Genomic DNA, 25,990 nt, shown 5'->3' on the forward strand with positions numbered 1-25,990 from the left:
TCAGGCCCCCTTCGAGGTGGTGTCGCGGGTGACCACGACGTTGCCGTAGGCGTCCACGCGGGCGGCGAAGCCCGGGTGGATCGGGATGGTGGAGCCGAACTCCTCGATGATCGCCGGGCCGGCGATCAGGTCGCCCGGGGCCAGTTCGGCGCGGGCGTACACGGCGGTGTCCACGTAGCCGTCGCGGTCCACGAAGCACACCGGGCGGGTGCCGGTCCGGGCCCGCTCGACGTCCTTGTCGCGGGCGGGCAACTCGCGCAGTTCCGGGCGGCGGATCGGGCCGACACCGGTGACCCGCAGGTTCACCCATTCCACGGGCTGGCTCGCGTCGCCGCGGAAGTTGTAGCCGTACAGCTGTTCGTGCGCGGCGTGGAACGCCTCGGCGACGGTGTCCGCGAGCGCGGCGTCGAACGGGCCGTCCGGCACCGGCACGCGCACCTCGAAGGCCTGGCCGAAGTAGCGCAGGTCGGCGGTGCGCACGTAGCGGTGGTCCTCGGCCGCGAAGCCCTCCTTGTCCAGGGCCTCGCCCGCCTTGCCCGCCAGTTCGGCGAAGATGCCCGCCACCTTGGCGTGGTCGAGATCCGGGTGGCCGCCGACGGCGGTCTGCACGTAGTCGCAGCGCACGTCGACGGTGAGCAGGCCGAACGCCGAGACGTTGCCCGGGTCGCGCGGCACGATGACGCCGGCGAGGCCGAGGATGTCGATCAGGCGGCACAGCAGCAGCGAGCCGGAGCCGCCGAAGGTGGCCATGGTGAAGTCGCGCACGTCCAGACCGCGCTTGACGGTGATCTGGCGCAGTGCGTTGGCCTGATTCCAGGCGGAGATCTCCAGGATGCCGGTGGCGCACTGCTCGACGCCGATGCCCAGTTCGGCGGCGAACTTGGTCAGGCCCTCGCGGGCCGCGTCCACGTCCAGCGGGATCTCGCCGCCGAGCAGGTGCGGGGGGATCCGGCCGAGCAGGACGTGCGCGTCGGTGATGGTCGGCTCGGTGCCGCCCTTGCCGTAGCACAGCGGGCCGGGGTCGGCGCCGGCCGAGCGGGGCCCGACCTTGAGCGTGCCCTCGGGCGAGATCCAGGCGATCGAGCCGCCGCCGGCGCCGACGGTGACCACGTCGATCATCGGGATCTTGGACGGGAAGCGACCGATCGAGCCCTCGGTGGTCAGCGTCGGCTCGCCGCCCAGGACCACCGAGACGTCGGTGGAGGTGCCGCCACCGTCGCAGGTGAGGACCTTGTCGAAGCCGGCCTTCTCGGCGATCAGCGCGGCGCCGAGGGCGCCGGCGGCCGGGCCGGACAGGACCGTGGTGATCGGCTGGTGCACGACCTCCTCGGCGGAGAGCACGCCGCCGTTGGACTTCATGATCGCGAACGGGACGCGGCGCGCGGCCTCGCCGTCGGTGGTGAACGCGTCCAGGCGGCGACGGATGCCGCCGACGTAGCGGGCCACGCGCGGCTTGACGGCGGCGTCGACGAGGGTGGTCATCGAGCGCTCGTACTCGCGGTACTCGCGCAGCACCTCGGAGCTGATCGACACGATCGCGTCGGGGTGCTCCTCGCGCAGGATCTCGCGCATGCGCTCCTCGTGCGCCGAGTTGGCGTAGGAGTGCAGCAGGCACACGCCGATGGTGAGAATGCCCTGGTCACGCAGGCGACGGGCGGCGATCCGGGCGCCCTCCTCGTCGAACGGGCGGACCTCGTTGCCCTTGTGGTCGAACCGGCCGCCGACCGTGTGCACCAGGTCGACCGGCACGATCCGGTCCGGCTTGACCCAGAAGTAGGAGTTGCCGTAGCCGTCCGGGACCGCCTGGCGGGCGATCTCCAGGATGTACTCGTAGCCCTCGGTGGTGATGAACCCGAGGCGGTCGATCTTGTCCTCGAGGAGCTGGTTGGTGGCCACCGTGGTGCCGTGCGCGACGGCGGTGACGTCGGCTCCCGTGCAACCGAGCAGGCCCAGTACCTTGTCGATGCCGTTCATGAAGCCGTCCGCCGGGTCGGCGGGTGTGGACGGCGTCTTGGTGGTGACGAGCTCGCCGGACTCCTCGTCCAGGGCGACCACGTCGGTGAAGGTTCCGCCGGTGTCGATACCGATCCGGATCCGTCGGCGGGGTCCCGCCGTCGCGGCAGGCGTCATCAGCGCGCTCCAATCGGAAGGGGCAGGGAAATCGCGTTCGCGGAGGGCGGGTCGCCCGGCTGCTGACAGCGATTCAACTTCGCAGCGCCATGCCACGGAATCGGCAACATCTGCCAAGGGACTCGGCAACAGTTGGTTATTCCCGTGAGCAGGCCCTGCGAGCCCGAGCGCACCCCGCATCCCGGGCCCTACGAGCCCGGGCGCCGCCCGCCTGCCAGGAGGTCCGGACCAATCCACCGAATCCCTTCCGGGCAGCGGACGCTTCCGCGCTCTGGAGGTGATCGAGGGGTACTTCGAAGGCCTGGAGCTGATCGAGCCCGGCGTGGTGCCGCTGCCGCTGTGGGGTCCGGACGCGCCGGTGACCGAGCCGCTCACCCCCGAGGGCCACCTGTCGGTCGGCGGCATCGGCCGACTGCCCCGATAGCCTCGACCCTTGGGCCCATCGCCGCACCCGCGCGGCTCGATCCCCTCGGGAGCACCATGAAGATCGCCGTCCTCGACGACTACCAGGGCGTGGCCCGGGGCCTGGCGGACTGGGATTCGTTGGGTGCCGAGATCCGGGTGTTCACCGAGCCGTTCGCGAGCGAGGCGGAGGTGGTCGAGGCGCTGGCCGGCTTCGAGGTGATCGTCGCGATGCGCGAGCGCACCCGGTTTCCGGCCCCGGTATTGGCAGGACTGACCGGCCTTCGGCTCCTGGTGACCACCGGACCGGTGAACGCGGCCATCGACGTGGCCGCCGCGCGCGAGCGGGGCGTCGTGGTGTGCGGGACCGGATACGTGGCGTACCCGACCGCCGAACTGACCTGGGCGCTGATCCTGGCCGCCGCCCGCAACCTCCCGGCCGAGTGGGCCTCGATGCGCGCGGGCGGCTGGCAGGTGGGCCTGGGTGTCAGACTGCGCGGCAAGGTGCTCGGCCTGCTGGGCCTGGGCCGGCTCGGCACGGAGGTGGCCCGGATCGGGCAGGCGTTCGGGATGGAGTGTGTGGCCTGGAGCCACAACCTCACCGCCGACCGGGCCGCCGAACACGGCGTCACCGCGGTGGGGCGGGAGGAGTTGTTCGCCCGCGCCGACGTGCTCTCCGTGCACACGGTGCTCAGCCGCCGTACCCGGGGGCTGATCGGGGCCGCCGAACTGGCCCTGATGAAGCCCACGTCGATCCTGGTCAACACCTCGCGCGGACCCGTCGTGGACGAGGCCGCGCTCGTGGCCGCGCTGCGCGCGAGGTCGATCGCGGCGGCGGCGCTGGACGTGTACGACATCGAACCGCTGCCCGCCGATCACCCGCTGCGCGACCTGGACAACGTCGTACTCACTCCGCACCTCGGCTATGTCACCCGCGAGTTGTACGAGATCTTCTACCGCGACGCGGTCGAGGACATCGCCGCCTTCCGCTCCGGTCGGCCGATCCGGGTGCTCGGATAGGGCGACACGGCCGGTCGGTCACCTCGCGGGTCGCTCACCCGGCCCGGCGGCACCGACTCGGCTCGGCCACGTGAGCCACCTCGGCCGCCTCGGTCACCGCTCCCGTCCAGGGTCGTCCGGGTCGACGGCTCGATGGTCGGGCGTGTCGGTGGCCCGATGGTGGGACGCACGGGTCCATCCGTGTACGTGGGTGGGATGGGCCCGGTGCGGCACATGCGCGGCGCCCGCGCCGTCCCGGCTCCACCAGCGCAGATACGCGAAAACTCCGATCACCGACAGCGCCGCCACCGTGACGCAGATGGCGGCCGACGCGACCATCAGGTCTCCGCCGAGGACCGCGGCGACCAACAGACCCAGCGCGGCGCCGGACAAGCCCACGGCCGTCCACTTCGTTATCGCCGTCCAATCGGGTGCCCGGATACCGACGCGACGGCGGCGCCGAGCCGGTTGGGGTATCGGGTCCTCGAACACGCGCAGAAGTTCGGCCAACTGCTCGTCCTCCGCGAGGGATTCCTCCAGTCGCGCGAGGGTGCGGCGTTCCCGCCCCGAAAGCGACGGTCCGTCCACGACGTCCACCTCCCACCCGGGACCGCGGAGCGGGGCCGAGAGGCGAGGTGCGCCGCGCGGTATCCACCGAGGCGAACCGTTCGCCGGCGGAACCGACCGGCGGCCCGGTCTTGGGTTCGGATCACACAGATTTCGGATGACTCGGATTCGGATGACTCGGATTCGGGTGACCGAGTCGGATCACCGATGCGGATGATTGGGGATGCGAAGCGCTACAGCCGGTGCAACCCGACGACGCTCCGCAGCGCGAGGACCAGTGCCATCAGGCACGCCACGGCACCGACGATCACATTGCTGATGATGGTGCGGGTGGTGTCGACGGCTCCGGACACGGCCCAGGGCGCGACCATCGTCCAGATACCGATGCAGAACGCGGCCCAGCTCATCGCGTGCGTGCGTTCGTAGGCGGAGACGAAGCCGCCCATCAGGAACGCGAGCGCAACACCCGTGATCAGGTTGGCCGTCGCCAGGGTCGTGAGGCCGTTGAACCCGACGATCCACGGGGAAGCCGCCAGGTAGACACCGCACAGGACGCCGAGGGCTTCCGCCACTTGCGCCACCGGGCCCGTCGTGGCCCGCTCGGAGCGAGCTCGCAGCTCCATGAGGTCGGGATGCTTGTCAATCGAGGACGCTGTCGACGTGGACACGTCCACCACCCTCTTTCCCGAGGAATCGTGGTCCCTTGGTTGATAGCCGTCGCACCTGCGGCTAATCCGCACAAAACCGAATATTTACCGCATATTTCCCCTACCGTGTGCGCGATCCGATCGCAAGTTGACACGCCCCCTACATATCGCGAAAACTAGATCCAAGCCGCGCCGCAGTCGCATCGCGTTCGCACCACACAGGGGCTTCACACACCCCGGGAAGGCAGCCCCGTGGACCCGCTGGCCATACACAAGGCGCTCGCCAATCCGGCCAGACTCCGGTTCATGCGCTGGCTGAAGGAACCGGCGAAGTACTTCGACGAGGACTCCTACCGACAGCAGGGCCTGGGCTTCCACATCGGCGTCTGCGTCGGTGACATCCAGGCGCGGGCCGGACTCGCCCAGTCGGTGGTCTCCGGCTACCTCCAGACGCTCAAGGACGCGGGTCTGCTCGACTCCGAGCGCATCGGCAAGTGGACGTACTACCGCCGCAACGAGCAGGCGATCGCCGACTTCGCCGAGCACGTCCGCACGGAACTCTGACCGGACCGGACCGGACTCATGCTCCAGCCGGCCCGGAACTCGGTTCGATCCGGACTCGGTTCGATCCGGCCTCGGTCCGGTCCGATCCGATCCGACGCACATCCGCGCGGGCACCCCCATGCACTGATGCATCTACATATCTCGATATGTATCACAGAAGGTTCGGCGGGCCCGCCCCCAACCGGACCCCGAAAGGCAACGATGAGAAACACCTCCCTCACGATCGCGACCCTCGCCCTGGGCGTGTTCGGGATCATCACCACCGAGATGGGCATCGTCGGCGTCCTGCCCCAGGTCTCGGCCGAACTCGACGTCAGCCCCTCGACGGCCGGCCTGCTCGTCGGTGTCTTCGCCCTGGTGATCGCGGTGTCCGGGCCGTTCATGACGCTGCTCGCGTCGGGAATCAACCGCAAGACCGTGTTGGCGACGGCCATCGCCGTGTTCGCCGTGTCCAACGCCGTGTACGCGCTGACCACCCGGTTCGAGGTGATGTTCGCGTTCCGGATCATCCCCGCCGTGTTCCACCCGGTGTTCTTCTCGGTCGCCCTGGCCACCGCGGCCCGACTGGTGCCCTCGCGCGACGCGACCCGGGCCACGACCCGGGTGTTCGCCGGCGTCACCGTCGGCTTCGCCCTCGGCGTGCCGCTGACCTCCTATCTCGCCGAGCACCTGTCGCTCCAGGCCGCGTTCTGGTTCGGGGCAGCGGTCAACCTGATCGCGTTCCTGGGCATCCTGCGCCACCTCCCGGCCATGCCGGTGGAGCAACGACAGACCTACGGCGCCCAGGTCGGGGTGCTGCGCAGCGGCCGGATGTGGCTGACCATCCTGTCGGTGGTCCTCGTCTTCGCGGCGATGTTCTCGGTCTACGGCTACTTCGCCGAGTTCCTGGGTGAGGTCACCGGCCTGGACGGCTCCTGGATCAGCGCGCTGCTGATGGCCTTCGGCATCGTGATGATCCTCGGCAACTTCGCGTTCGGCGCGCTGCTGCGCCGTGCCGCGATCCGTACGGTGTTGCTGTTCCCGGTCCTGTGTCTGGCCGTCTACGTGCTGCTGTACGCGGTCGGCCCGTACGCCGCGGTGATGTTGGTGGCGGTGCCGATCTGGGGTGCGGTGCACTCCGGCGGCCTGATCGTCAGCCAGTACTGGCTGAGCCGCGAAGCCCGGGAGTTCCCCGAGTTCGGCAACAGCCTGTTCATCTCCTTCTCGAACCTGGGGATCACCGTGGGCACCACCGTCGGCGGTTGGCTGCTCGGCGCCGCGGGGCCGCGCGGACTCGCCTGGGTCGGGGCCGGTTTCGCGCTCGCCGCGCTGGTCACGATGCTGCTGCGGCTGAACCTGGACCGGGTGGAGCGGCGCCGGCGGTCGCCGGAGTCGACGCGGCTGCCGACTCCGGCGGCCTTGGCGCCGGCCGAACCGGCCTGAGGTCCGAGCCGGCGGTGCGGGGGCCGCTCGGGCGGCTCAGGGGGTGGGATCGGCGAGCGCGGCGATCAGCGCGCGGTACTCGTCCTTCATCGGCAACTCCCGTTCCACCCGCACTCGCCGCCGGGTGGCCGAGACCTCGATCTCGCGGACCGGGTCGTAGCCGATCCGCTCGAAGCTCTCCCACCAGACGCCGACCCCGCGTCGCTGCCACGCGGGCAGTTCGTTGAAGTTGACGCCGTGCGCGAAGAGCAGTTCGTTCTTGTCCGCCTTGGACAACCGCGCCAACTCGTGGGTGGCCGCCCGGGCGGACCGCCCGTCCTTGCGCAGCGTCCAGTAGCACCAGCCGTTGAGCGCGCAACGGGCCGCGTCGGCCTGGCGCCAGGAGAAGTAGTCGATAACGTCGGAGACCCCAGTCCCCATCCAGATCCGGCTGTCGAAGTGGGCCGGGATCCCCGCACGGTGGGTGAACGTCGCCGACGCGATCCCGGCGGTCACCGAGACCAGCTTCTCCACCTCGCGGCCGAACATGTCGAACGACGGGTCCAGCAGGATCGATATCTCGTCGCTCTCGGTGTACGCGTAGCGGGCGTCCAATTCGGTGAACAGGGCCTGCGCGGTCTCGTCCATGAGCGCGGCGAACCGCTCGTCGAAGGGCTTGTCGAAGTGCTGCTCGGTGAAGCGGGAGAAAGACCGGCCGTCCACCCGGATCACGGTCCACGCGCCGGGCAGCAGCACCAGCGAGTGGAACCACTCACGCGAGCGCTGGCTTGCCTCGAACCGGTCGGCATCCATCCCGAATCACCCCTCGCCCAGCGTCTGGACCACGAACCCGCCGGCCCCGTCGAACCGCACGACGTACCGGGCATCGAACCCCTCGTCCGAACCGGGCGGCCGCAGCCGGGCCAGCGTGGCACGAACCCCCACTTCCGGAACACGGGTTTTCCCCTCCCGTACGGCATTGCGCTCCAACGAGCCGGCCGGATCGGGCGGAAACCAATAGGCCACCGCCTCGGCTCCCCAGGCGTGCGCGAGAGCGACGATCGGTCGCCGATCCTCCGGCGCGGGGTTGGTGTTGTCCACGGCGACATCCCGCCCGGCCGCCAACGCCTCCTCGATCAGCCGTTGTTGGCGACGCTGCCGGTTCCGGGCGCGGGGAAAGTGGTCCTTGCTCACGTGCACGTGCGTCCCGGCCAGGACGGCCCGATGGAAACTCGACTTGCCCGAGGCCTGAAGCCCGATCAGCACCGCCACCCGCACGCCCGCTCCGCTCCCGCGCCCACCGGCGGGGGATCCGTCGGATGGCCGGAAGAGTAGCCACGGTCGGCGGTGCGAGGCGTTCGGTGGTGATCGGGTTGGGTCGTTCGGGCTTTTGGTGAGCGGGCGTGTGCACACTGTGAGCATGGAAAAGCTCTCCTTGGATGCACAGGTCCGCGAACTGCTCAAGCTCGCCGCAGCCGCGTCGACGGGGCGTAGTGCCCATACCGTGTACGGCGGCCACGAGCACATGCTCCGGCAGACCCTGATCGTGCTGACGACGGGCACCGCGCTGGCCGAACACGAGAATCCCGGGGAGGCGACCATGGTGGTGCTTCGCGGGCGGGTCCGACTGGTCGCCGGAGACACGACGTGGGAGGGACGCTCCGGCGATTTCCTGGTCGCCCCGAAGGCGCGACACAGTCTCGAGGCGTTGGAGGACTCGGCGGTGCTGCTCACCGTGGCCAAACGCGACTGAGCACCGCGGATCCGCACGGCCCGGGGCCCGCGTGGGGCCGGGCACGGGATGCGCGGCCGGGCAGCGGCCGGCACGCCGGCATCATGGCGGTGCCGCATCGCCCCCCGACCGGAAGACAGGCACGCGCGTGAGCAACCCCTTCGACGTCGAGACGCTGCCGGTCGGCCGGTGGCGCAACGGCGGCGGCGACACCCGCGAGATCGCCACGCAGGCCGCGACCGACCCGGCGGACTTCGACTGGCGCGCGAGCATCGCGACGATCTCCGCCGACGGACCGTTCTCCGCCTTCCCCGACGTGGACCGGACGATCACCCTCCTCGCGGGCGGCGGCGTGCGGCTGGTCGGGGACGGCGGACTCGACCACCGGCTGGACCGAGCCGGCGAACCCTTCGCGTTCTCCGGCGAGTCGGCCGTGCGGGCCACCGTGCTCGGCGCCGGTACCCGGGTGCTCAACATCATGACCCGGCGTGGGCGATGGGCCGCGCGGGTGCACCGGGTCACCGCGCCGGTGACGGCACCCGCCGGGCACGCCGGTGTGCTGTACGTGCTGTCCGCGCCGGATGTCCCGGATGCGCCGGACACGCCGGCAGGCGACGCGCTCGCGCCGACGTTGCGGGCCGGGCAGGGGTTGTGGTGGGCGAGCGGCGCCGTCGTGCCGACGGCGCCGCTCGCGACCGGTGCGGTCGCGCTGTGGGCGGACCTTCGTCCGCTGTAGAGGCGTGCGGCCGTGCTGCCGGGTTGCCGTGGTGCTCGGAGGGAGTGGCGCGGTGTGCGGACGGACCGTGTCAGGGCATCGTGCGCAAGTGCGCCGAGATGGAATTGGCCAGGGCATAGCCGGCGGTCGCGTCCCAGTTGACCGACCACGTCATCGCGCCCCGGATGCCGGGCCAGGTGGTGGTGGGCCGGTAGCTCCCGCAATTGTTGCCCAGGGCCAGGCAGTCCAGCGCGTTGTTCACCACGCCGGGCGGGACGTACCCGCTGCCCGCCGCGCGCCCGGTGGCCGGGACGCCCAGTGCGACCTGATCGGGGCGCAGCCCGCCCTGGAGTTGGATGCACGCCTGCGCGGTCAGGAAGTCGACGCCGCCCTGCGCGTACAACTTCTGGTCGCAGCCGAACATGGTTCCGGAGTTGTAGTACTGCATGTGCACGATGGTCAGGATGTCCTTGATCCCCAGGGCGAGTTGGAAGTACGCCGCCTGGTTCGACTGCATGTCCAGCGTCTGCGGGGCCATCGTGATGATCAGGCTCGTGCCGATCTGCGCCCGGATGGCGCGCAGCGCGGTCGCCATGTAGGTCGGGCTGACGCCGTTCTCCAGGTCGATGTCGACGCCGTCGAAGCCGAATTCGCGCAGCAGTGCGGTGGTCGTGCTCGCGAACATGGCGGCGGAGGCGTTGTCGCCGACCCAGACCGCGCCCAGCTCGCCGCCGACCGACAGGATCACCTTCTGGCCGCGGGCGTGCAAGGTCGCGATGTCGGCCTTGAGGTCGGCGTTGCTGTATCCGCCGAGTGCGGTCGACAGGCCCGGGTCCACCCCGAAGGTGACCGCGCCCCAGCGGGTGCGGTCGGCCTCGGCGAAGGCCACCGCGACCAGGTTGTAGGAGGTGGGGACGTCACGCAGGCGCAGGTTCGTGGAACCGTTGACGAAGTTGTGCCAGTAGCCGGTCATCACCCGTTTGGGCAGGCCGGTCGGGTCCTGGCCGGTGGGGCCGTCGGGACCGGTGGTGGCGGTGACCGGGGCCGAACGCGCGGACGTCCCGGCGCTGTTGCTCGCGGCGACGGAGAAGGTGTAGGTGGTTTCGGGGGTCAGGCCGGGGATCTCGGCCGTGGCGCCGGTGACCGTGGCCACCTTGGTGTCGGCGCGGTAGACGTCGTACGCGGTCGCGCCGGGCACCGCGGTCCAGCCGAGCGAGACGCCGCGCGCGGTGGTGCCGGTCACGGTCAGGCCGGTGGGTACGGCCGGGATGGTGGTGCTGCCGCCCGGGCCGACCAGCGAGACGTCGTCCGCGAGATAGGCGGGCTGTCCGTACCAGCCGTTGAGGTGGATGGTGACGCTGGTGGTGCGGGCGCCGGTGCGGAACGTGGTGGTGAGCTTTTGCCAGCCGGTGGCGGAGGACGTCCAGGTGGAGACGTCGGTGGTGCCGGTGCCGGTCGCGCCGAGGTAGATGTACGAGCCCTGGACCCACGCGGTCTCGGTGTACTCGGAGTCGGGTTGCACCGCGACGGTCTGGCTGCACCGGGCGTTGTCGCCGCCGGCCGGGGTGGCCTTGAGCGCGCCGGTGCCGCTGTGTACGGGGCTGGTGGTGGGGCTGCCGGTGCCGCCGGAGCAGGTCCAGCCGGACAGGCCGGACTCGAAGCCGCCGTTCACCACGAGTTCGGCGGCGGCGGGGGCGGGCGAGGCGAGCGCGATCAGACCGGCCGAGGCCATCGCGCACGCGGTGAGCAGGGCGGTGACGAAGCGGCGCGGGGCGCGTTTGCCGCGCGGAACGGCCTGCGCCGCGCGGGTGTTCGGGGGACGTGTCGGTGCCATCGTGGGTGTTCCTCCCGTACCGGCCCGGGCGAGTGCCTGCGGGCGTGGGCGTGCCTGGAAGGGAGGGTGGACCCGGGCCGGCACCGCATCGCCTGATGGGACGTCAGGCTGCCTCGGCGCAGGGCGTGCGCGGGCCGTCCGGGCGCACCCGAGGGTGCCGGGGGTGCCTGTGTGCAGGACGAGTTGACCGCCGGGGCGAGCGAACTGTCAATAGGTCTGGACCAATTGCCGCACACCGAGGGGCGATACGCGCCGACCCGGGAGCGGCGTCACGGGCGAATCGGCCTCGCGGCCCGGACGGGGCGGCCTCGCGTGGGCCCGGGCGGCCCCGAGCCGACCGGCGGCCTCCACACGGCCCATGCGCAGGCCCTCCGGGCACACCCGAGGGCGCCGGAGGGCCTGTGTGCGGGACGAGTCGACCACCGGACCCGAGGCGGGTGGGACGAGGCGGGTGGGACGAGGCGGGTGGGACGAGATGGGTGGGGTGTGACCAGGCCGGGTGCAGGCCCTCCGGGCACACCCGAGGGCGCCGGGAGTGCCTGTGAGCAGGACGGCTGATCGCCGAGGCGAGGCGGGTGGACGAGGCGGGTGGCGTGTGCGGCGGGTGGGGTCAGTCGCGCGGGCTCGGCGCGCGACCCGGGCCGGGCGGCCCGGCGTAGGCCTGGGTGATGCCCAGCCAGCGGGTGGCCTCGGCGCCGTGGGCTCGGACCCTCAGGTCGTCAAGGTGGCGGCGGCGGGTGACCAGGAGGCAGAAGTCGAGCAGCGGTCCCGTCACCCGCTCGGCCGCGTCCTCGGGGCCGTACGTCCATGAGCCGCCGAGTTCGGGCCCGCCGGTCAGCTCCACCCGGAACTCCCGCTCGGGTGGCCGCAGACCGTGCACGGTGTAGGCGTAGTCGCGGGCCCGCACGCCGATGCGGGCGACGTACCGGAGTCGGGCGGTGGGCGGGCGGCGCACGCCGAGCGTGTCGGCGACGTCCTGGCCGTGCGCCCAAGTCTCCATGATCCGGGCGCCGGCCATCGACGCGGCGCTCATCGGCGGGCCGTACCAGGGCAACCGCCGTCCCGCCGGAAGCGCCGCCAGCGTGGTGGACACGGTGCCGCGACCGGCTCGCCAGCCGGCCAGGATGCGCTCGGGCGGTGCCGCGGCGGCGCGGTGCGCCGCGCGGTCGACGAAGCCGTCCGGGTCGGCCGCGGCCTCCGCGACGGCGAGCGCGAAGCCGTCCGCATCGGTCGCCGCCAACGCGACCTGGTCGTCGGTCCAGGCCAGGTGGGCGATCTGGTGGGCGATGGTCCACCCGGGCGCTGGGGTGGGCGCGGCCCACGCGTCCGACGTCAGCTCGCCGACGAGCCGGTCCAACGCGGCGCCCTCCGCGTCCAGATCGGCCAGGACGGCCACGAGATCCACCATCGTCCCCGTCCTCCCACCGTCGACGGCATCGGCACCGCTCCGACACCACACACCCTCGGCAGGGTTCCATCGGCCCCGCCCACACACAAGCCCACCACGCGGCCCGGCCACCTCCGCCTGCCGACCCACGCCCACGCCCACGCCCACGCCCACGCCCACGCCCACGAGACCAACCACACCGAGCAACGGCGCGCCCGTACATCCCACCCCGACCACCCGACGCCCAACCCGCCACAGGCCCCGCCCACTTCGTCCCCACCCACCTCCCACCCGACCCGCCGCGCCCCGGGCCGCCGCACGCCCACCCACCGCACGCTCCACCTGCCCCGCGCCCGGCCCGCCCGCCTCGCACCCGCCCGACCACCTCGGCCCCGACCCGCCGCACACGACCGGCCGCCCGACCAGCCCCGCGCCCCCGCCCCGCGCCCCGCGCCCCACGCGCCTCGCGGCTCGATGCGGCTCCATGCGTGGAAGTGGTCGCGGACAACGTGCCTCGGCACGCGTCGAATTCACCTGAAGTGACCGGTGCATCACGCGTAGTATGTACCGCGTGGTTGGGGAGAGCGGGTCCGAGGTAGTACGTGTCGTGATCGTCGACGACCATCCGTTGTTTCGGGCAGGCCTGCGGGCCGCCCTGGAGAGCGCCGGCGACATCTCGGTGGTGGCGGAGGTCGAGACGGCCGCCGCGGTGCCCGAGGTGATCGCCGAGCGGCGTCCCGATCTGGTCGTGATGGACCTTTCGCTGCCGGACGGCTCGGGGATCGAGGCCACCCGCCGGATCGCCGCCGACACGCCCGGCGTCCCGGTCCTGGTGCTGACCATGTCCGACGACGACGGCAGCCTGCTCGCGGCGATGCGCGCCGGGGCGGGCGGCTACCTGGTCAAGGGCGCCGGGCGGGACGAGGTCCTGCACGCGGTGCGCACGGTCGCGGCCGGTGGCGCGGTGTTCGGCGCGCAGACCGTGCCCCGCCTGACCGCGTTGCTCGCGAGCGGCGCGCCACGCGGCGCGGAACGGGTCTTCCCCGAGCTGACCGATCGCGAGTGCGAGGTGCTCGACCTGCTCGCCCGCGGCCTGGACAACCGGAACATCGCCCGTCGGCTGTTCCTCGCCGAGAAGACGGTGCGCAATCACATCACGCACATCTTCGAGAAGCTGCATGTCGGCACTCGCGCGGAGGCGGTGGCCCACGCCCGCGACTTCGGCCTGGGTGCCGACTGAGCCGGCCGCCGACCGGCCCGCCGAGCCGGCCGCACGCCGCGCCCCGGCCGGCCCCGTCCCGAGCCCGACTCGGGACACCGTCCGGGGCCGCTTCGGGACCTCGTTGGGACCGGTGCCTCGTGCCCTCGGGACCGGGCGCGGGCCATTCTTGGATGTCCGAACCGCGGCGGCCCGTCCGCACCGGGATCACACCGGCGTGGTTCGGTCCCCCCGGCTCCACTCGTTCGCGCCGTCGTCCGACGACGTCCCGTGAGGAGGCGCCACATGCCCCTGGGCATCCGAGAGCAACGCTCCGGCCTCGACCGGGCCTACGTGGTCTGCGGCACCTCGCTGGTCGCCGGCCTGGTCACGCTGATCCTGCTGCTCACCCACCTCGACGATGCGCGAATGCCGCCGCGGCCCGCCCTGATCGGCGTGTCCACGCTTCAGGGCATCGCCTTCGCGCTCTCCGGGCTGTTCGTGATCGCGCGGCGCTCGATGCCCGGCCTGGGCTGGGTGTTGTTGTGGACGGGCCTGGCCTATCCGCTGTCGAGCGCGGTGTTGTTCACCGCCGTGTTCGCGGGGGCCGGGCCCGGCTGGGCCGCCTTCGCGATCTCGCTGTGGCTGGTCACCGACGCGGTGTTCCTGTTCGGGATGTACGCGCTGCCGCTGTGGCTGCCGCGCGGAACGCTGCCCAAATCCTGGTTCGTGCGGGCATACGCGGTACTCGTGGCGTTGTGGAGTGTCCTGCACGCCTACAACGACTACGCCGAATCCTCGTGGTACGGCCTGCCCAGCTTCCTGCGCCACGGCTCGTGGGCCGCCATCCAGCAATGGCTGAACGAGTGGCTGACCCCGCGCCTGGAGCTGATCCCGCCGCTGGTGATCCTGGCCAGTCTGCTCGTGATGACGGTGTGCTGGGTGCGCCTGCCGGGGCCGCACCCGATGCGACTCCTGCCGCTGTTGCCCTACCTGCTGTGGCTGGCCGTGCTCTTCCTCGGCTACCACCTCGAACTCTCGGATCTGCTCTATGAATTCCTCCTCTACGCGGGCGTGCTGGTGTGGCAGCTCTGCTTCGCGTACGCCTTCGCCCGGGACCGGCAGTGGCACCTCGACCGGTCCACGCGCAAGGTGCTCGCCGCGTTCTCGCTGGCCGCGGTGCTGATGGGCGGCTACTTCGCGGTGGCCGTCGCGTTGTCCGGCGTACTGCCCGGCGCGCGCACCGCCGGCGCGTTGGTGATGGCGGCCGGCGCGCTGGTCATCGGCGCACTGCTGCGGCCCACCATCGGGTGGGCGATGCGGGTCGTCGACCGCTTCTACTACGGCGAACGGGCCCGGCCCTATCAGGTCGTCCGCGACCTGTCCGAACGGCTGAGCCGGGCGGTGGCACCCGGCGCGGCGCCGACCCTGCTGTGCCAGACCGTCGTGTACACCCTGGGCCTGCCCGGCGCCGGCGTCGTGGTGGACACCCGGCACGGCGAACGCGAACTCGCCCGGATCGGCGACGCGGAGGCCGACCGGGTCGACTTCCCGCTCACCTACGAGGGCGTGGTGATCGGCCGACTCTCCGCGCCGCCGCGCTCCGGGCAGGACACGCTCGACCGCCAGGATCTGGAGGTGCTGCGCTTCCTCGCCGACCAGGCGGCACCCGCCATCGCGTCGCTGCGCCTGTACGAGGAACTCCAGGAGACCCGCGAGCACATCGTGCTCGCCCGCGAGGAGGCCCGCCGCCGGTTGCGCCACGACCTGCACGACGGCCTGGGGCCCGCGCTCTCCGGCACCCGGCTCCAGGTCGACACCGCGCGGGCCTGCGTACCCGCGGGCACGCCGGCCGAGGGAACCTTGGCCATCGCGTCGCGCAGCATCGGCGAGGCGATCACCGAACTGCGTCGGATCACCGACGGCCTCGCGCCCGCCGCGCTGGCCCGACTCGGTCTCGCCGGCGCGCTCCGGGAGTCCGCGTCCCGGCTCGACGGCGGCGACGGCGCCCACCCGCGGATCAGGGTCACCTTCGACCCGGAACCCCCGCCGCCGCTGCCCGCCGCCCTGGAGGTCGCGGTCTACCGGATCTGCGGCGAGGCGCTGCACAACGTCGTCCGGCACGCGCGGGCCCGAAACGCCACCCTCGGCGTCCGGGTCTCCGATACCCGGGTCACCCTGGAGGTGGTCGACGACGGCGTCGGACGCCGGGGCCGCGACCACACCGGGGCCTCCGACGGTGTCGGCCTGGCCTCGATGGCCGAACGTGCCGAGGAACTCGGCGGCAGCTTCACCGCCACCAGCGACGAACACGGCACCACGGTGCGTGCGGTCATCCCCCGACCCGGGACCGACACCCGGGACCAACCCGGGACCCACCCGGGACCGTGACCACATGCGGGCGGGACCCTGTCGAGCGAGAGTGGAGGAGCGGTGATCGAAAACGGTCACCTTGTCCCCCTCGAAGCACGGAGATCGAAAATGTCGACGAACCCACGCCCGAAGGGTGGCGAACCGCCGCCGGGACCGCATGACCCCGACCGGCCGCTCGGCTGCCACCCGCCCAACAATCCGTGCGACAGCGTGGAGCCCGCTCCGCCGAAACCGGAAGCCCCGGACGGCGGCCACCCGCCGCATCGGGCCGATGCTCCCGGTCCCGGTCGCCCGGAGGAACCGGACACCCACCACCCGCCGATCGCCTGAGGCGGTCCCGACCCCATACCAGCCCGCCGCCCCCACCGTCCCCGACGGCGGGGGCGGCGGCATACCCACGCGCACTCGCGCGCACTCCCGTGCGGGGCGGGCGGGCGGGACGAGGAGGCGACGAGCGCCGGCAGCGGAGGCGGAGGCGGAGGCGAGAGCGGAGCGAGGACGGAAGCGGGAACGAGAGCGGGGCAAGGACGGAAGCGGGAACCAGAGCGGGGACAAGCACAAAACGGAGCGGAAACGGGGGCGCGGACGCGAGCGGCGCGGAAGGGGGGACGCGAACGAGCGCGGGGAGCGGAAGCGGGCGCGGACGCGAGCCGAGGTGGGGCGATAGCGGGGCGGGGCGGGGTGTGCATGTGCGGGGGCACAGGCGGAGGCGACAGCGGCATGCGCGACAGAGGACCCCGAGAGCGGCCTACGCGTGAAGGGGCGAAAAGGGCAGACCGCATGCGGAGACGTCGGTGTGGATGCCCGACGGCGCGGCAGGAACAGCGTCGGCGGTATGCGGACGGCACCGCGTGCGCCGCGCCCTGCGACAGGTACGGCGAACATGCCCACGCGACGGTGCGGGGCCTCCCGCCCGTGTGCGCCGAAACGCAGCCGTGACGACGCCGGGCCGCCGCCGCCCACTCCCGACGACTGGCGGGACATGGCACTCGACCGCCGCCGGCCCGGACGCGGCAGCGCTCGCGGCGGCCCGGGGGCGGCGGCACCCGCCGTGCGGCAACTCGGGCGCGGCGGCAGGGGGTTGCCGCGTTCGGGGGTGGCGGGCGGGCAAGCTTGCGGGATCGCGTCCGGGTGGGCGCCCGCGGGGATGGTGGTACCCGGCGAGGATGGTGGTACCCGGCGGGGCGGGCCGAGTGCAGGGGGTTACGGCGTGCGGCGGTGGCGGGTTGGGGCGGCCAGGGCTGCGGATGCGGCACCGGTGCGGATGACGTCGGAAAGGGCCTGTAGTTGGATGCGGATCTGCGCGGCGACCCGCAGGTCGGCCGGGCGTACGGAGCCGTCGGCGTCGCGGGTCAGCGCGTCGGGCGCGCCGCCCACCACCACTTCCGGGTCGGGGACCACCAGGTTGCCCAGCCCGGTCAGGATCCGCACCGTGTCGGTCAACCCGCGGAACCCGTGCAGCCGACTGGCCGTCACCACCATCACGGCGATGCCCTTCCCGCACAGCGACGCGTCGCCGCGCGGGCGCGAGGCCCAGTCGACGGCGTTCTTCAGGACCCCGGGAATCGAGTGGTTGTACTCCGGCGTGGCGATCACCAGCCCGTCCGCCCGACTGATCGCGGTGCGCCACCTCCGCACCGCCGGCAGCGCCGGGTGTACATCCAAGTCCTGGTTGTACAAGGGCAGTTCGCCCAGGGTGGGATACACGTCGAAGGACATGCCCGGTGGTGCGAGCGCGGGCAACGCGGCCAGCAATCGGGTGTTGGCCGATTCCGCGCGCAACGAACCGGAGATCGCCAACACGCGGGCGGGGGACGGGGGCATCGGAGCGGTCCCGGGAGCGGACATGGCACGCGCCTTTCGTCAGGGTGCGGTACGGCGGTCGAGCAGGGTCGTGTCGTGGCGTCCGGCCCGGAAGTCCGGTTCGTCCAGCACCTCGGCCAGCAGCGGCGCGGTGGTGTGCACGCCCGGACCCTCGACCCGCAGTTCGCGCAGCGCACGCCGCATCCGGGCGAGCGCCTGGTCGCGATCCGGCCCCCAGGTGACGATCTTGGCCAGTAGCGAGTCGTACTCCGGTCGAGCCTGGGAGCCGGGATACGCGTGGGTGTCCACCCGGACGAACGGGCCGGCCGGCGCCTCGAACGCGGTGAGTGTGCCCGGGCAGGGCGCGAAATCGCGGGCCGGGTCCTCGGCGTTGATCCGGCACTCCACCGAGACCCCGCGGCGGTGCACCCGCTCCTGGCCGAAGTCCAGCGGTCGACCGGCGGCGATCAGCAGTTGTTCGCGGACGATGTCGATCCCGGTCACCGTCTCGGTCACCGGATGCTCGACCTGGATCCGCGAGTTCACCTCGATGAACGCCGCGTCCTCACCACGCACCAGGAACTCGAAGGTGCCGGCTCCCCGATATCCCACCGCCCGGGCCCCGGCGACCGCGTGCGCGGCCAGCCGTTCGGCCAGTTCGGCGGGCAGGCGAGGGGCCGGCGACTCCTCGACGAGCTTTTGGTGTCGGCGCTGTACCGAGCAGTCGCGCTCGCCGAGATGCACCACGTTCCCGTGCGCGTCGGCCAGGATCTGGATCTCGATGTGCCGGGCGCCGGCCAGGTACTGCTCCAGGTAGACGCGGTTGTCGCCGAACGCCGCCTGGGCCGTGGCACGCGTGGCACGGAAGGTGGGCAACAGCGCGCCGGCGTCCGGCACCACCGCCATGCCCCGGCCGCCGCCACCCGCGACCGCCTTGACGATCAGCGGGAAGCCGATCGCCCGCGCCACCTCGGCGGCCTCGTCGGCGGTGCCGACCGGCTCGCGCGATCCGGGCAGCACCGGGAGTCCCGCGTCCGCCATGATCCGCCGGGCCGTCGACTTGTCGCCGAGCCGGGCCATCACCTCCGGGGCCGGACCGACGAAGACGATCCCGTTCTCCGCACAGATGGTGGCGAAGTCCGGGTCCTCGGACAGGAATCCGTAACCGGGGTGGATCGCCTGCGCGCCGGTGTTGCGGGCCGCCTCGATCACCGCCGGCGCGTACAGGTAGCTGCGATGCGGGTCGGCGGGGCCGATGTTCACGTGGTGGTCGGCCGCGCGTACGGCGGCCGAGTCGCGGTCCGCGGCGGAGTGCACCACCACGGTGGCGATGCCCATGTCCCGGCAGGTGCGCACCACACGGAGCGCGATCTCGCCGCGGTTGGCGATCAGTACGGTGTCGAACACGGCGGGTCACCTCGCAGCGTCGGAATCGGAATCGGAATCGGCGCCGGAGCCGGCGTCGAGGTCGGGTTCGAGTTCGAACAGCGGTTGGTCGTACTCGACGCCTCGGCCGTTGTCGACCAGCACGGCGGTGACCCGGCCGTCGCGGTCCGCCTCGATCGGGTTCATCAGCTTCATCGCCTCGATGATGGCCACCTGTTGGCCGGCCCGGACCACGTCGCCGACCTCGACGAACGCCGCCGCCCCGGGCTCCGGCGCGCGGTAGAGGGTGCCCACCAGCGGGGCACGGACGAGATGGCCCGAGGGTTCGCCCGCCGGCGCGGCGTCCGAGGGCCGGTCCGGGTCGGCCGTCCTCGCGGCAACGGCAACGGGCTCGGAATCGGGCGGGGCCGGCGACGGGGTCGGCGCGCCCGACGGGTCGGACCACGCGACCTCGATACTCTCCGCTCCGGAGCGCACCACGATCCGCGTGGGCGGGCGCGGGGCATCGCTCAGGACCTGGCCCAGCGCGCCGCGCAGCGCGGTCAGGCTCGCCGTGCGGCCTTCGCCGTCGGTGCCGGTCATGCCGATTCCTCCTCGAAGTCGTAGCTGTCGCCGTCGTCCGGGTCGCCGGCGCCGGCCGGCCGCACGGCGGGCAGCCCGAAGGCCCGAAACCGCCGCCGGCGCAGCACGACGCGCTCGGCCGGTTCGACCGCCGCGAGTTCGTCCACCGTCTCCAGGACGGCGTCCCGCAGGGCCAGGCTCGCGGCGGCCGGATCGGTGTGCGCGCCGCCCTCGGGTTCGGGGACCACCCGGTCCACCACGCCGAGTTCGAGCAGCGAGCGCGCGTCCAGGCCGAGCGCGCGGGCCGCCGCCGGGCTCTGCTCCCGGGTCTTCCACAGGATCGCCGCGCAGCCTTCCGGGCTGATCACCGAGTACAGCGCGTTCGCGCTGATCAGCACCCGGTCGGCGACACCGAGCGCGAGCGCGCCGCCGCTGCCGCCCTCACCGGTGACCACGGCCACCACGGGCACCCGCAGTCCGGCGAGCACGCGCAGGCACGCGGCGATCGCCCCGGCCTGGCCCTGTTGTTCGGCCTCGATCCCCGGGTGGGCACCCGGCGTGTCGATCAGGGTCACCAACGGCACGCCGAGCTTCTCCGCCAGGCGCGCGAGCCGGACCACCTTGCGGTAGCCGGCCGGCGAGGCCATCGCGAAGTTGGCCCGGACCAGGTCGGCGGTGGTGTGGCCCTTCTGGTGCCCGAGCACCAGCATCGCGCGGCCCTCCACCAGGCCCAGGCCGCCGACGATGGCCGGGCAGTCGCCACCCGCCCGGTCGCCGCGCAACTCGACGAACGCGTCCATCCAGTACGCGAGATGGTCGCGCGTGGTGGGCCGGCCGAGGTCCCGCGCGGCGGCGACCACCTCGTGCGCCGGTCGAACGGGCGGCTCGACGGCCACGGGAGCCGACATCGGCATCGGTGCGGCGGCGCGCGCCACGTCGATCCGGCGGCACGCGAGGGCCGCCGGGGGCGCCATCGTCCCCGTCCCGCCGGATCGATCACGCGCATCCGACCCATCCGACCCACCGAGGACATCGGCCCGATCGGCCACACCCGACCGGTCCCCCGGCTCGCCCCGATCGGCTGCACCACAGCCCCTGTCGGCCCGCTCCGCCCCGCCCGCTCCGTCCGCACCCCGCGCCGACGCCAGCAGGACCGCGAGTGTGCGGCGCAGCTCACCCCTCGGACGGACCGCGTCCACCAGCCCGTGCCGCAGCAGGAACTCCGCCGTCTGGAAACCCTCCGGCAGCCGCTCCCCGATGGTCTCCTCGATCACCCGCGGTCCGGCGAAGCCCATCCGCGCACCCGGCTCGCACACCACCACATCGGCCAGCGTGGCGAACGACGCGGCCACGCCGCCGTAGGTCGGGTCGGCGACGACGGTGACGGTGAGGATTCCGGCCTCGTCCAGTTCGGCCATCGCCGCCGAGGTCTTGGCCATCTGCATCAGGGCCAGCGCGCCCTCCTGCATCCGGGCACCCCCGGAGGAGGTGACCAGGATCAGCGGTACCCGCCGGGCGAGCGCGGCATCCGCGGCCGTGGTGACCGCCTCGCCGGCGGCCACGCCCAGGCTGCCGCCCATGAAGGCGAAGTCCATCACGGCCAGCACCACCGGGTGCCCGACCACGGTGCCGAGCGCCACCCGGACCGCGTCGTCGTGTCCGGTCGCCACCCGGGCGGCGGCCAGGCGGTCCGCGTACGGCTTGAGATCCTCGAAGCGCAGGGGGTCGTGCACGGTCTCGGTCGGGGTCAGCGGTCGGGCACTGCCCGGGTCGAGCAGCGCGTCGAGCCGCCGGGCCGCGTCGAGCGGGGTGTGCGTGCCGCAGCCGGGGCACACCCGGTCGGCGCGCTCGAAACGTTTGCGGTACACCAGCGCCCGACAGCTCGGACAGGCCAGCCAGTCGGCCGGCGCCGGCTGCTCGGCGGCGGGTACGGGAGCGGTGTTCATCGCGCTCTCCCCTCGTCGTGGCGCCGCGCGGCACTCGATCCGCTGCCGGGTCCGGCGCCCGATCCGGGACCGAGTCCGGCCCTCCATCCCGTACCGCGTCCGGCCCCCGAGCCGGCCCTCGATCCGGCTCCCGAGCCGGCGCCGGGCCCGGCGTTGCCGCCGGCCCCCGGCGACGCGTGCCGCAGCGGAGTGATCTGTTGGACGTCGTAGTTCTCGCGGAGTCGGGCCACGCGGTCGGAGTCGACCCGCTCCCCCGCGCCGAAGATCTCGATCAGTTCCTCGAAGTAGCGTTCGTGGTCGGGCGCCGGCGTCGACTGGAACAACATCCTGGCCGGTCGCTTGGTCGGATTGGCGAACGCGTGCGGACAGCCCGGTGGTACGAACATGCAGCTCCCGGCCCCGGCCCGGACCGGTCCCCGGCCGGTTTCCGAGCGCCAGCCGCGCCAGTCGTCGCGGGTGCGCCGGCGGGGTTCGAAGGCGAGCACGTCGAGTTCGCCGTCGAGGACGTAGAAGAACTCCTCGCCCCGCGCGTGCACGTGCGCGCCGACGTCGAAGCCGGGGGGCACGACCACCTCGAAGGTCGAGGTGTGTCGGGCATGCGCGCCGGTCACCTTGTAGGTGACCTCCTGCGCGGCGGTGACCAGTCGTCGACCCGCTCCGGGCGGGATGATCAGGCCGTCGACCATGACGGCACCTCCTCGTTCGTCGGCCGCCGGACCCCGCCGCCGGCCGGTTCGCCGGCGACCCAGGTGCCGAGGGCCATCTCCGCGGTGATCCCGGGGCCGAAGCCGGCCACGATGCCGCGTCCGCCGACGACGGGTCCGCCCGCCGCGTACAGCCGGTCCAGGGCGTCGAAGACCACCGCGCTCGCGATGTTCCCGTACTCGGTGAGGGTCGCCCGGCTGTGTCGAAACGCCTCGGGAACGACGCCGAGGAACCTGCTCAGGTCGTCCAGGATCCGCGGCCCGCCCGCGTGTACGACGTAGAAGTCCAACGCCGAGGCGTCCCATTCGTGTCGGGCGACCAGGTCGTCGATGACCGGCGCGAGCGGCGCCATCGTGGTGGGCACCCGCTTGTCCAGACGGAAGTGGAATCCGGTGTCCTTGACCGCGTAGGAGATCCAGTCCTGGGTGTGCGGGATGAGGTACGAGCCGTTGCGTTCGAGCCGCACGCCGGTGCCGCCCTCGCCGCGCACCACGGCCGCGGCGACCGCGTCGCCGAACAGGCCGTCGGAGAGCAGCGACCCGACGTCGGCGTCGTCGGGCTGGTAGCACAGCGAGCAGAACTCGCACGCCACGATCAGCGCGTTGAGCCCGGGGTACGCGGTACAGAAGTCGTGCGCCCGGTTGATCGCGGCGCCACCGGCCGCGCAGCCGAGCTGGGCGATCGGCAGTTGGCGGGTATCGGAGCGCATGCCCAGTTCGTTGATCAGCCAGGCGGTCATCGACGGCATGCCGAACCCGGTGCACGAGACGTAGATCAGCAGGTCGATGTCGCGTATCTCCACCTCCGCGTTGGCGAGCGCCCGGCGGATCACCGGCGGCACCCGCAGCTTGGCCTGTTCCTGATAGATCAGGTTGCGGGCCTCGAAGCCGGGGTGTCGCAGGGTCCGCTCGATCGGTTGCACGAGATGTCGGCGGCGGACACCGGTGTTCGCGATCAGCCGCAGCGCGAGCGGCAGCCGGGGGTTGTCCGCGTGCAGTCGCCGGGCGATGTCGAGCGACTCGTCCATGGTGATCACGTTTTCGGGAACGGCCACGGCGGGCCGGCACAGAGTACTCACGAGGTCCCTTCCTGGGTGATTCGGCGGTGATTCGGCGATGGTTGGGCGGTCGTTCGGCGGTGGTTCGGCTGGTCCGCTATCCGGCGGCTTCCATCGACGCCACCCGGGGACCGCCCACTCGATGCGGCGCCTCGATCGCACCGTCGGGCAGCAGCGCGCCGGTGTCCTCGAAGATCACCACGCCGTTGCACAGCAGGCTCCAGCCCTGTTCGGGATGGCTCTGTACGACGTGTGCCGCCAGGTGGTCGGAGGCCGATGCGGCGGGACATGGGGGAGAGTGCCGGCACATGGTCCTGGTCCTTCCGGGAGTGCCGTGGTCGGCAGCGGATTCACGAGCTGCCGGGTGGTCCGTCGGCTGGTTGGTCACATGCCAACGGTGCGCCGCCCACCGTCCCGGGCGGATGAGCCCACGGCCCCGATTCGCCGGCCGATGTCCCGAGTCGCCCGGGCGCCGCGGCGGCACCACTGCGCGCGGATCCCGGGCATCGCGGCGGCACCACTGCGCGGTGGTGCCGGGCACCGTCGAAGGGCCGAAGCGCCTGGAAGAGCGGCCGGCGCGGGCGTTCGAACGCCCGGCGTAGGGTGGCCGGTGTGTGGGACGACGACGAGCCGGTCTTCAAGCGGAGCGGGTGGGGGACGAACCGCTACACCTACAACGTCCGCAAATCCCATCGGCTCGGCACTGACCGTGCTCACCGTGATCCTCGTCGTGGTCGTGCCGGTCCCGATGAACACACGCGCGGGCCCGTTCGCCGCACCGAACCCGCACGAGAGCCGGCCGCACGTCCGGGAGTGGCGCCCGCCGGCGCCGTGGTCGACGTCGACTCCGTCGTGGTCCCCGACCGCGGCCCCGGCCCCGGCCCCGGCCTCAGCCTCGACCTCGACCTCGACCTCGGCGACCGCGTCGGCGCGCCCCCGGAGCCCGTGACCCACAAAGGCGCCCGGCCCCAACCGGTCCGCCGTCGCGCCGAACTCCGCTCCGCGAAGCCTCAGTTCCGGCTCGGACCCTCCTGCTCGTCACGCAATCGCCGTGCCCGCAGCACCAGTTCCAGTTCGAAGCGGCGATCGGGCTCGTCCATCTCGTCACCCAGCAGTTCGCGGATCTGCCGCAGCCGATAGCGCACGGTCTGCGCGTGCACCCCGAGCCGGGCCGCGATCTCCGGTGCGCCGCCGCGCGTCTCCAGCCACGCGAGCAGCGTCTCGGCCAGTCGCCGCGAGTGCGTGGGCGAGCAGTTGTCCAGCGGTGCCAGGCAGCGCCGGGCCAGATCCTCGATCAGTTCCTCCGGCGGCAGCAGTACCAACGCCTCGGTGTGCTCGGTACAGCGGATCACCCGCCCGTCCGGCAGGTGTCCGCGTTCCATCAGGCGCAGCGCGGTGCAGGCCCAGTGCAGCGACTTGGCCGCGTCGGCGAGCGGGACGGACGGGCCGATCGCACCGGTCCAGCCGGTCATCGCCCGGCGCAGCAGTTCGGGCCGGCCGGCCGCGTCCGGGTCGGGCACGATCATCCGGGGTCGTTCGCACTCCATGTCCAGGAGTACGTCCCGGCCCACCGCCGGGGCCACCGCGTCCGGCGCGGGTCGCAACAGCACGCCGACGGCCACCTGTTCGGGCAGCGGCCAGCCGATCCGGGCGGCGTGCTCGGCCAGCGCGCTCGCGGGTTCGGTGCCGTACTCGGTGAGCATCATCTTGATCAATCGCTTCTGCGCCCACAGGCGTTCGCCGACCTGTCGGGCCGCGGCCTCGGCGTAGCCGTGCACGGACTGGGCGACCAGGCCGTCCAGGTATTCGAATCCGGCCTCGGCGAGTTCGTACATCGCGGGCGGCGGGATCTCCACCTGCTGGCCGATCTCGGCCAGTCGCCGCCACGCGAGTCGTACGCCGAGCCGGTAGACGGCCTGGAGCGAATCCAGGCTTCGGCCCTGGAGCACCTCGACGCGGCCGAACAGCTCGAACAGCTCCAGGCGTTCGTGCTGCCGGTCGTCGGGGGCCAACAGGTGCTCGACGAAGTCGACCAGGGCGCGCCGGATGGCGACCAGCGCCATCGGCTCGCCGGACTCGTCGGGCACGAGCGGCAGTCCGGGGTACTCGACCCGGATGTCGCGCAGGATGTCCTGCGCCAGGTCGGGGATCTCGGCCATGGCCAGATCGGCGAACCGACGCAGTCGCGGCCGAGGCACGTCCCGCCAGGCGGTGCGCACCGTCATGTCGCCTTTCCCTCGCGGCCGGTGCTCGACGCCGTCGCCGGGGCCGTGCGCCCGTGACCGGACCCGTTTGCCTGCGGGCGGGGCCGGCATCAGGGCTGCGCGTTCGGCGCCGTCGGGTCGGTGCGGAAGGACACGAGTGGGACGTTGGGTTGGTCGGGCGTGGCGTTCAACGCGGCGACGATGCCGAACCCGGCGGCCACGGCGAGGGCGGCGGCAACGACCGCGGTCAAGCCGGCGGCGAGCAGTCTGCGCATGCTTCGACGAGCCTCTCGATCGGAGGGCACCCCGCCCGTTCCCATGCACCGGCTCTATATCAGCACAGTGTGCGAGGTGTATTGACACTCCGTCAAGGGTGCGC

General features: G+C 72.5%; 23 protein-coding genes and 1 pseudogene. 8 read left to right on the plus strand and 16 right to left on the minus strand.

Going from position 1 to position 25,990, the window contains the following annotated elements; genetic code table 11:
* Entirely contained in the window at positions 1–2,130 is a 2,130-nt protein-coding gene (locus ACWCPW_RS27805) for a hydantoinase/oxoprolinase family protein (protein ID WP_449764332.1), read from the minus strand.
* A 211-nt stretch (positions 2,131–2,341) separates the two neighbouring features.
* On the opposite strand from ACWCPW_RS27805, the gene ACWCPW_RS27810 reads away from it, so the two are divergent.
* On the plus strand, positions 2,342–2,554 hold the full coding sequence (locus ACWCPW_RS27810) for an SAM-dependent methyltransferase (RefSeq protein ID WP_449764429.1): 213 nt from the start codon (positions 2,342–2,344) through the stop codon (positions 2,552–2,554).
* Between the two features lie 56 nt (positions 2,555–2,610).
* The gene (locus ACWCPW_RS27815) at positions 2,611–3,552 is read left to right on the plus strand and encodes a D-2-hydroxyacid dehydrogenase family protein (protein ID WP_449764333.1); all 942 of its coding nucleotides are present in this window, start codon (positions 2,611–2,613) and stop codon (positions 3,550–3,552) included.
* A gap of 93 nt (positions 3,553–3,645) precedes the next feature.
* Here the strand turns inward: ACWCPW_RS27815 and ACWCPW_RS27820 are convergent, their stop codons facing one another.
* Both ACWCPW_RS27820 and ACWCPW_RS27825 read right to left on the minus strand, forming a co-directional pair.
* Positions 3,646–4,119 carry a hypothetical protein gene (locus ACWCPW_RS27820; RefSeq protein WP_449764334.1) on the minus strand — a complete coding sequence of 158 codons (474 nt, stop codon included), beginning with the start codon at positions 4,117–4,119 and terminating at the stop codon, positions 3,646–3,648.
* Positions 4,120–4,331: 212 nt separating this feature from the next.
* Positions 4,332–4,721, minus strand: a complete 390-nt coding sequence (locus ACWCPW_RS27825) for an SPW repeat protein (protein ID WP_449764335.1) — start codon at positions 4,719–4,721, stop codon at positions 4,332–4,334.
* 330 nt (positions 4,722–5,051) lie between these two features.
* On the opposite strand from ACWCPW_RS27825, the gene ACWCPW_RS27830 reads away from it, so the two are divergent.
* Positions 5,052–5,309, plus strand: a complete 258-nt coding sequence (locus ACWCPW_RS27830) for an ArsR/SmtB family transcription factor (protein ID WP_449764336.1) — start codon at positions 5,052–5,054, stop codon at positions 5,307–5,309.
* Positions 5,310–5,510: 201 nt separating this feature from the next.
* Complete coding sequence (locus tag ACWCPW_RS27835) at positions 5,511–6,731, plus strand: MFS transporter (RefSeq protein ID WP_449764337.1); 1,221 nt, start codon at positions 5,511–5,513, stop codon at positions 6,729–6,731.
* 36 nt (positions 6,732–6,767) lie between these two features.
* On the opposite strand, the gene ACWCPW_RS27840 is transcribed toward ACWCPW_RS27835, so the two are convergent.
* Positions 6,768–7,523, minus strand: a complete 756-nt coding sequence (locus tag ACWCPW_RS27840) for a tRNA(His) guanylyltransferase Thg1 family protein (RefSeq protein ID WP_449764338.1) — start codon at positions 7,521–7,523, stop codon at positions 6,768–6,770.
* 6 nt (positions 7,524–7,529) lie between these two features.
* A complete protein-coding gene (locus ACWCPW_RS27845) occupies positions 7,530–7,988 on the minus strand; it encodes an AAA family ATPase (RefSeq protein ID WP_449764339.1) in 459 nt (152 codons plus the stop codon).
* 142 nt (positions 7,989–8,130) lie between these two features.
* On the opposite strand from ACWCPW_RS27845, the gene ACWCPW_RS27850 reads away from it, so the two are divergent.
* Positions 8,131–8,463, plus strand: coding sequence for a cupin domain-containing protein (locus tag ACWCPW_RS27850; RefSeq protein WP_449764340.1), 333 nt, complete (start codon positions 8,131–8,133; stop codon positions 8,461–8,463).
* Between the two features lie 127 nt (positions 8,464–8,590).
* The gene (locus ACWCPW_RS27855; RefSeq protein ID WP_449764341.1) at positions 8,591–9,178 is read left to right on the plus strand and encodes a HutD/Ves family protein; all 588 of its coding nucleotides are present in this window, start codon (positions 8,591–8,593) and stop codon (positions 9,176–9,178) included.
* A 70-nt stretch (positions 9,179–9,248) separates the two neighbouring features.
* Here ACWCPW_RS27855 and ACWCPW_RS27860 read toward each other — a convergent pair whose 3' ends face one another.
* Both ACWCPW_RS27860 and ACWCPW_RS27865 read right to left on the minus strand, forming a co-directional pair.
* Entirely contained in the window at positions 9,249–10,991 is a 1,743-nt protein-coding gene (locus ACWCPW_RS27860) for a chitinase (RefSeq protein ID WP_449764342.1), read from the minus strand.
* 610 nt (positions 10,992–11,601) lie between these two features.
* On the minus strand, positions 11,602–12,399 hold the full coding sequence (locus tag ACWCPW_RS27865; protein ID WP_449764343.1) for a TIGR03084 family metal-binding protein: 798 nt from the start codon (positions 12,397–12,399) through the stop codon (positions 11,602–11,604).
* Between the two features lie 541 nt (positions 12,400–12,940).
* Between ACWCPW_RS27865 and ACWCPW_RS27870 the strand changes: the two genes are divergently transcribed.
* On the plus strand, positions 12,941–13,618 hold the full coding sequence (locus ACWCPW_RS27870; protein ID WP_449764344.1) for a response regulator: 678 nt from the start codon (positions 12,941–12,943) through the stop codon (positions 13,616–13,618).
* Between the two features lie 264 nt (positions 13,619–13,882).
* Positions 13,883–15,967 carry a GAF domain-containing sensor histidine kinase gene (locus ACWCPW_RS27875; protein WP_449764345.1) on the plus strand — a complete coding sequence of 695 codons (2,085 nt, stop codon included), beginning with the start codon at positions 13,883–13,885 and terminating at the stop codon, positions 15,965–15,967.
* Positions 15,968–17,152: 1,185 nt separating this feature from the next.
* On the opposite strand, the gene ACWCPW_RS27880 is transcribed toward ACWCPW_RS27875, so the two are convergent.
* The 9 genes and pseudogenes from ACWCPW_RS27880 to ACWCPW_RS27920 all read right to left on the minus strand — a co-directional run bounded on the left by ACWCPW_RS27880 (position 17,153) and on the right by ACWCPW_RS27920 (position 25,886).
* Positions 17,153–17,773, minus strand: a complete 621-nt coding sequence (locus tag ACWCPW_RS27880; RefSeq protein ID WP_449764346.1) for an NADPH-dependent FMN reductase — start codon at positions 17,771–17,773, stop codon at positions 17,153–17,155.
* 39 nt (positions 17,774–17,812) lie between these two features.
* A complete protein-coding gene (locus ACWCPW_RS27885; RefSeq protein WP_449764347.1) occupies positions 17,813–19,159 on the minus strand; it encodes an acetyl-CoA carboxylase biotin carboxylase subunit in 1,347 nt (448 codons plus the stop codon).
* Between the two features lie 6 nt (positions 19,160–19,165).
* A complete protein-coding gene (gene accB, locus ACWCPW_RS27890) occupies positions 19,166–19,720 on the minus strand; it encodes an acetyl-CoA carboxylase biotin carboxyl carrier protein (protein WP_449764348.1) in 555 nt (184 codons plus the stop codon).
* The gene (gene accD, locus ACWCPW_RS27895; protein ID WP_449764349.1) at positions 19,717–21,645 is read right to left on the minus strand and encodes an acetyl-CoA carboxylase, carboxyltransferase subunit beta; all 1,929 of its coding nucleotides are present in this window, start codon (positions 21,643–21,645) and stop codon (positions 19,717–19,719) included. Before accD ends, accB begins: the two co-directional genes overlap by 4 nt.
* A 176-nt stretch (positions 21,646–21,821) precedes the next feature.
* Positions 21,822–22,331: pseudogene (locus ACWCPW_RS27900) on the minus strand (cupin domain-containing protein); the annotation flags it as partial.
* Positions 22,316–23,428 (minus strand): type III polyketide synthase, encoded by a 1,113-nt coding sequence (locus ACWCPW_RS27905; RefSeq protein WP_449764350.1) that lies wholly within the window; start codon positions 23,426–23,428, stop codon positions 22,316–22,318. The gene ACWCPW_RS27905 and the pseudogene ACWCPW_RS27900, both read right to left, overlap by 16 nt.
* Before the next feature lie 76 nt (positions 23,429–23,504).
* Positions 23,505–23,717: a DUF5999 family protein gene (locus tag ACWCPW_RS27910; protein ID WP_449764351.1), complete on the minus strand. Its 213-nt coding sequence runs from the start codon at positions 23,715–23,717 to the stop codon at positions 23,505–23,507.
* A gap of 700 nt (positions 23,718–24,417) precedes the next feature.
* Complete coding sequence (locus tag ACWCPW_RS27915) at positions 24,418–25,632, minus strand: PucR family transcriptional regulator (protein WP_449764352.1); 1,215 nt, start codon at positions 25,630–25,632, stop codon at positions 24,418–24,420.
* Between the two features lie 89 nt (positions 25,633–25,721).
* Positions 25,722–25,886 (minus strand): hypothetical protein, encoded by a 165-nt coding sequence (locus ACWCPW_RS27920; protein ID WP_449764353.1) that lies wholly within the window; start codon positions 25,884–25,886, stop codon positions 25,722–25,724.
* Positions 25,887–25,990: the final 104 nt, after the last annotated feature.

This window comes from Embleya sp. NPDC001921, from assembly GCF_053594475.1.

Excerpts from the sequence above, each read along its gene's own strand:
- accB (WP_449764348.1), bottom strand. The coding sequence starts at position 19,720 with ATGACCGGCACCGACGGCGAAGGCCGCACGGCGAGCCTGACCGCGCTG.
- ACWCPW_RS27880 (WP_449764346.1), bottom strand. The coding sequence starts at position 17,773 with ATGCCCCCGTCCCCCGCCCGCGTGTTGGCGATCTCCGGTTCGTTGCGC.
- ACWCPW_RS27805 (WP_449764332.1), bottom strand. The coding sequence starts at position 2,130 with ATGACGCCTGCCGCGACGGCGGGACCCCGCCGACGGATCCGGATCGGT.
- accD (WP_449764349.1), bottom strand. The coding sequence starts at position 21,645 with ATGAACACCGCTCCCGTACCCGCCGCCGAGCAGCCGGCGCCGGCCGAC.
- ACWCPW_RS27870 (WP_449764344.1), top strand. The coding sequence starts at position 12,941 with ATGTACCGCGTGGTTGGGGAGAGCGGGTCCGAGGTAGTACGTGTCGTG.
- ACWCPW_RS27840 (WP_449764338.1), bottom strand. The coding sequence starts at position 7,523 with ATGGATGCCGACCGGTTCGAGGCAAGCCAGCGCTCGCGTGAGTGGTTC.
- ACWCPW_RS27910 (WP_449764351.1), bottom strand. The coding sequence starts at position 23,717 with ATGTGCCGGCACTCTCCCCCATGTCCCGCCGCATCGGCCTCCGACCAC.
- ACWCPW_RS27915 (WP_449764352.1), bottom strand. The coding sequence starts at position 25,632 with ATGACGGTGCGCACCGCCTGGCGGGACGTGCCTCGGCCGCGACTGCGT.
- ACWCPW_RS27830 (WP_449764336.1), top strand. The coding sequence starts at position 5,052 with ATGCGCTGGCTGAAGGAACCGGCGAAGTACTTCGACGAGGACTCCTAC.
- ACWCPW_RS27920 (WP_449764353.1), bottom strand. The coding sequence starts at position 25,886 with ATGCGCAGACTGCTCGCCGCCGGCTTGACCGCGGTCGTTGCCGCCGCC.
- ACWCPW_RS27865 (WP_449764343.1), bottom strand. The coding sequence starts at position 12,399 with ATGGTGGATCTCGTGGCCGTCCTGGCCGATCTGGACGCGGAGGGCGCC.
- ACWCPW_RS27825 (WP_449764335.1), bottom strand. The coding sequence starts at position 4,721 with ATGGAGCTGCGAGCTCGCTCCGAGCGGGCCACGACGGGCCCGGTGGCG.
- ACWCPW_RS27875 (WP_449764345.1), top strand. The coding sequence starts at position 13,883 with ATGCCCCTGGGCATCCGAGAGCAACGCTCCGGCCTCGACCGGGCCTAC.
- ACWCPW_RS27850 (WP_449764340.1), top strand. The coding sequence starts at position 8,131 with ATGGAAAAGCTCTCCTTGGATGCACAGGTCCGCGAACTGCTCAAGCTC.
- ACWCPW_RS27860 (WP_449764342.1), bottom strand. The coding sequence starts at position 10,991 with ATGGCACCGACACGTCCCCCGAACACCCGCGCGGCGCAGGCCGTTCCG.
- ACWCPW_RS27815 (WP_449764333.1), top strand. The coding sequence starts at position 2,611 with ATGAAGATCGCCGTCCTCGACGACTACCAGGGCGTGGCCCGGGGCCTG.
- ACWCPW_RS27835 (WP_449764337.1), top strand. The coding sequence starts at position 5,511 with ATGAGAAACACCTCCCTCACGATCGCGACCCTCGCCCTGGGCGTGTTC.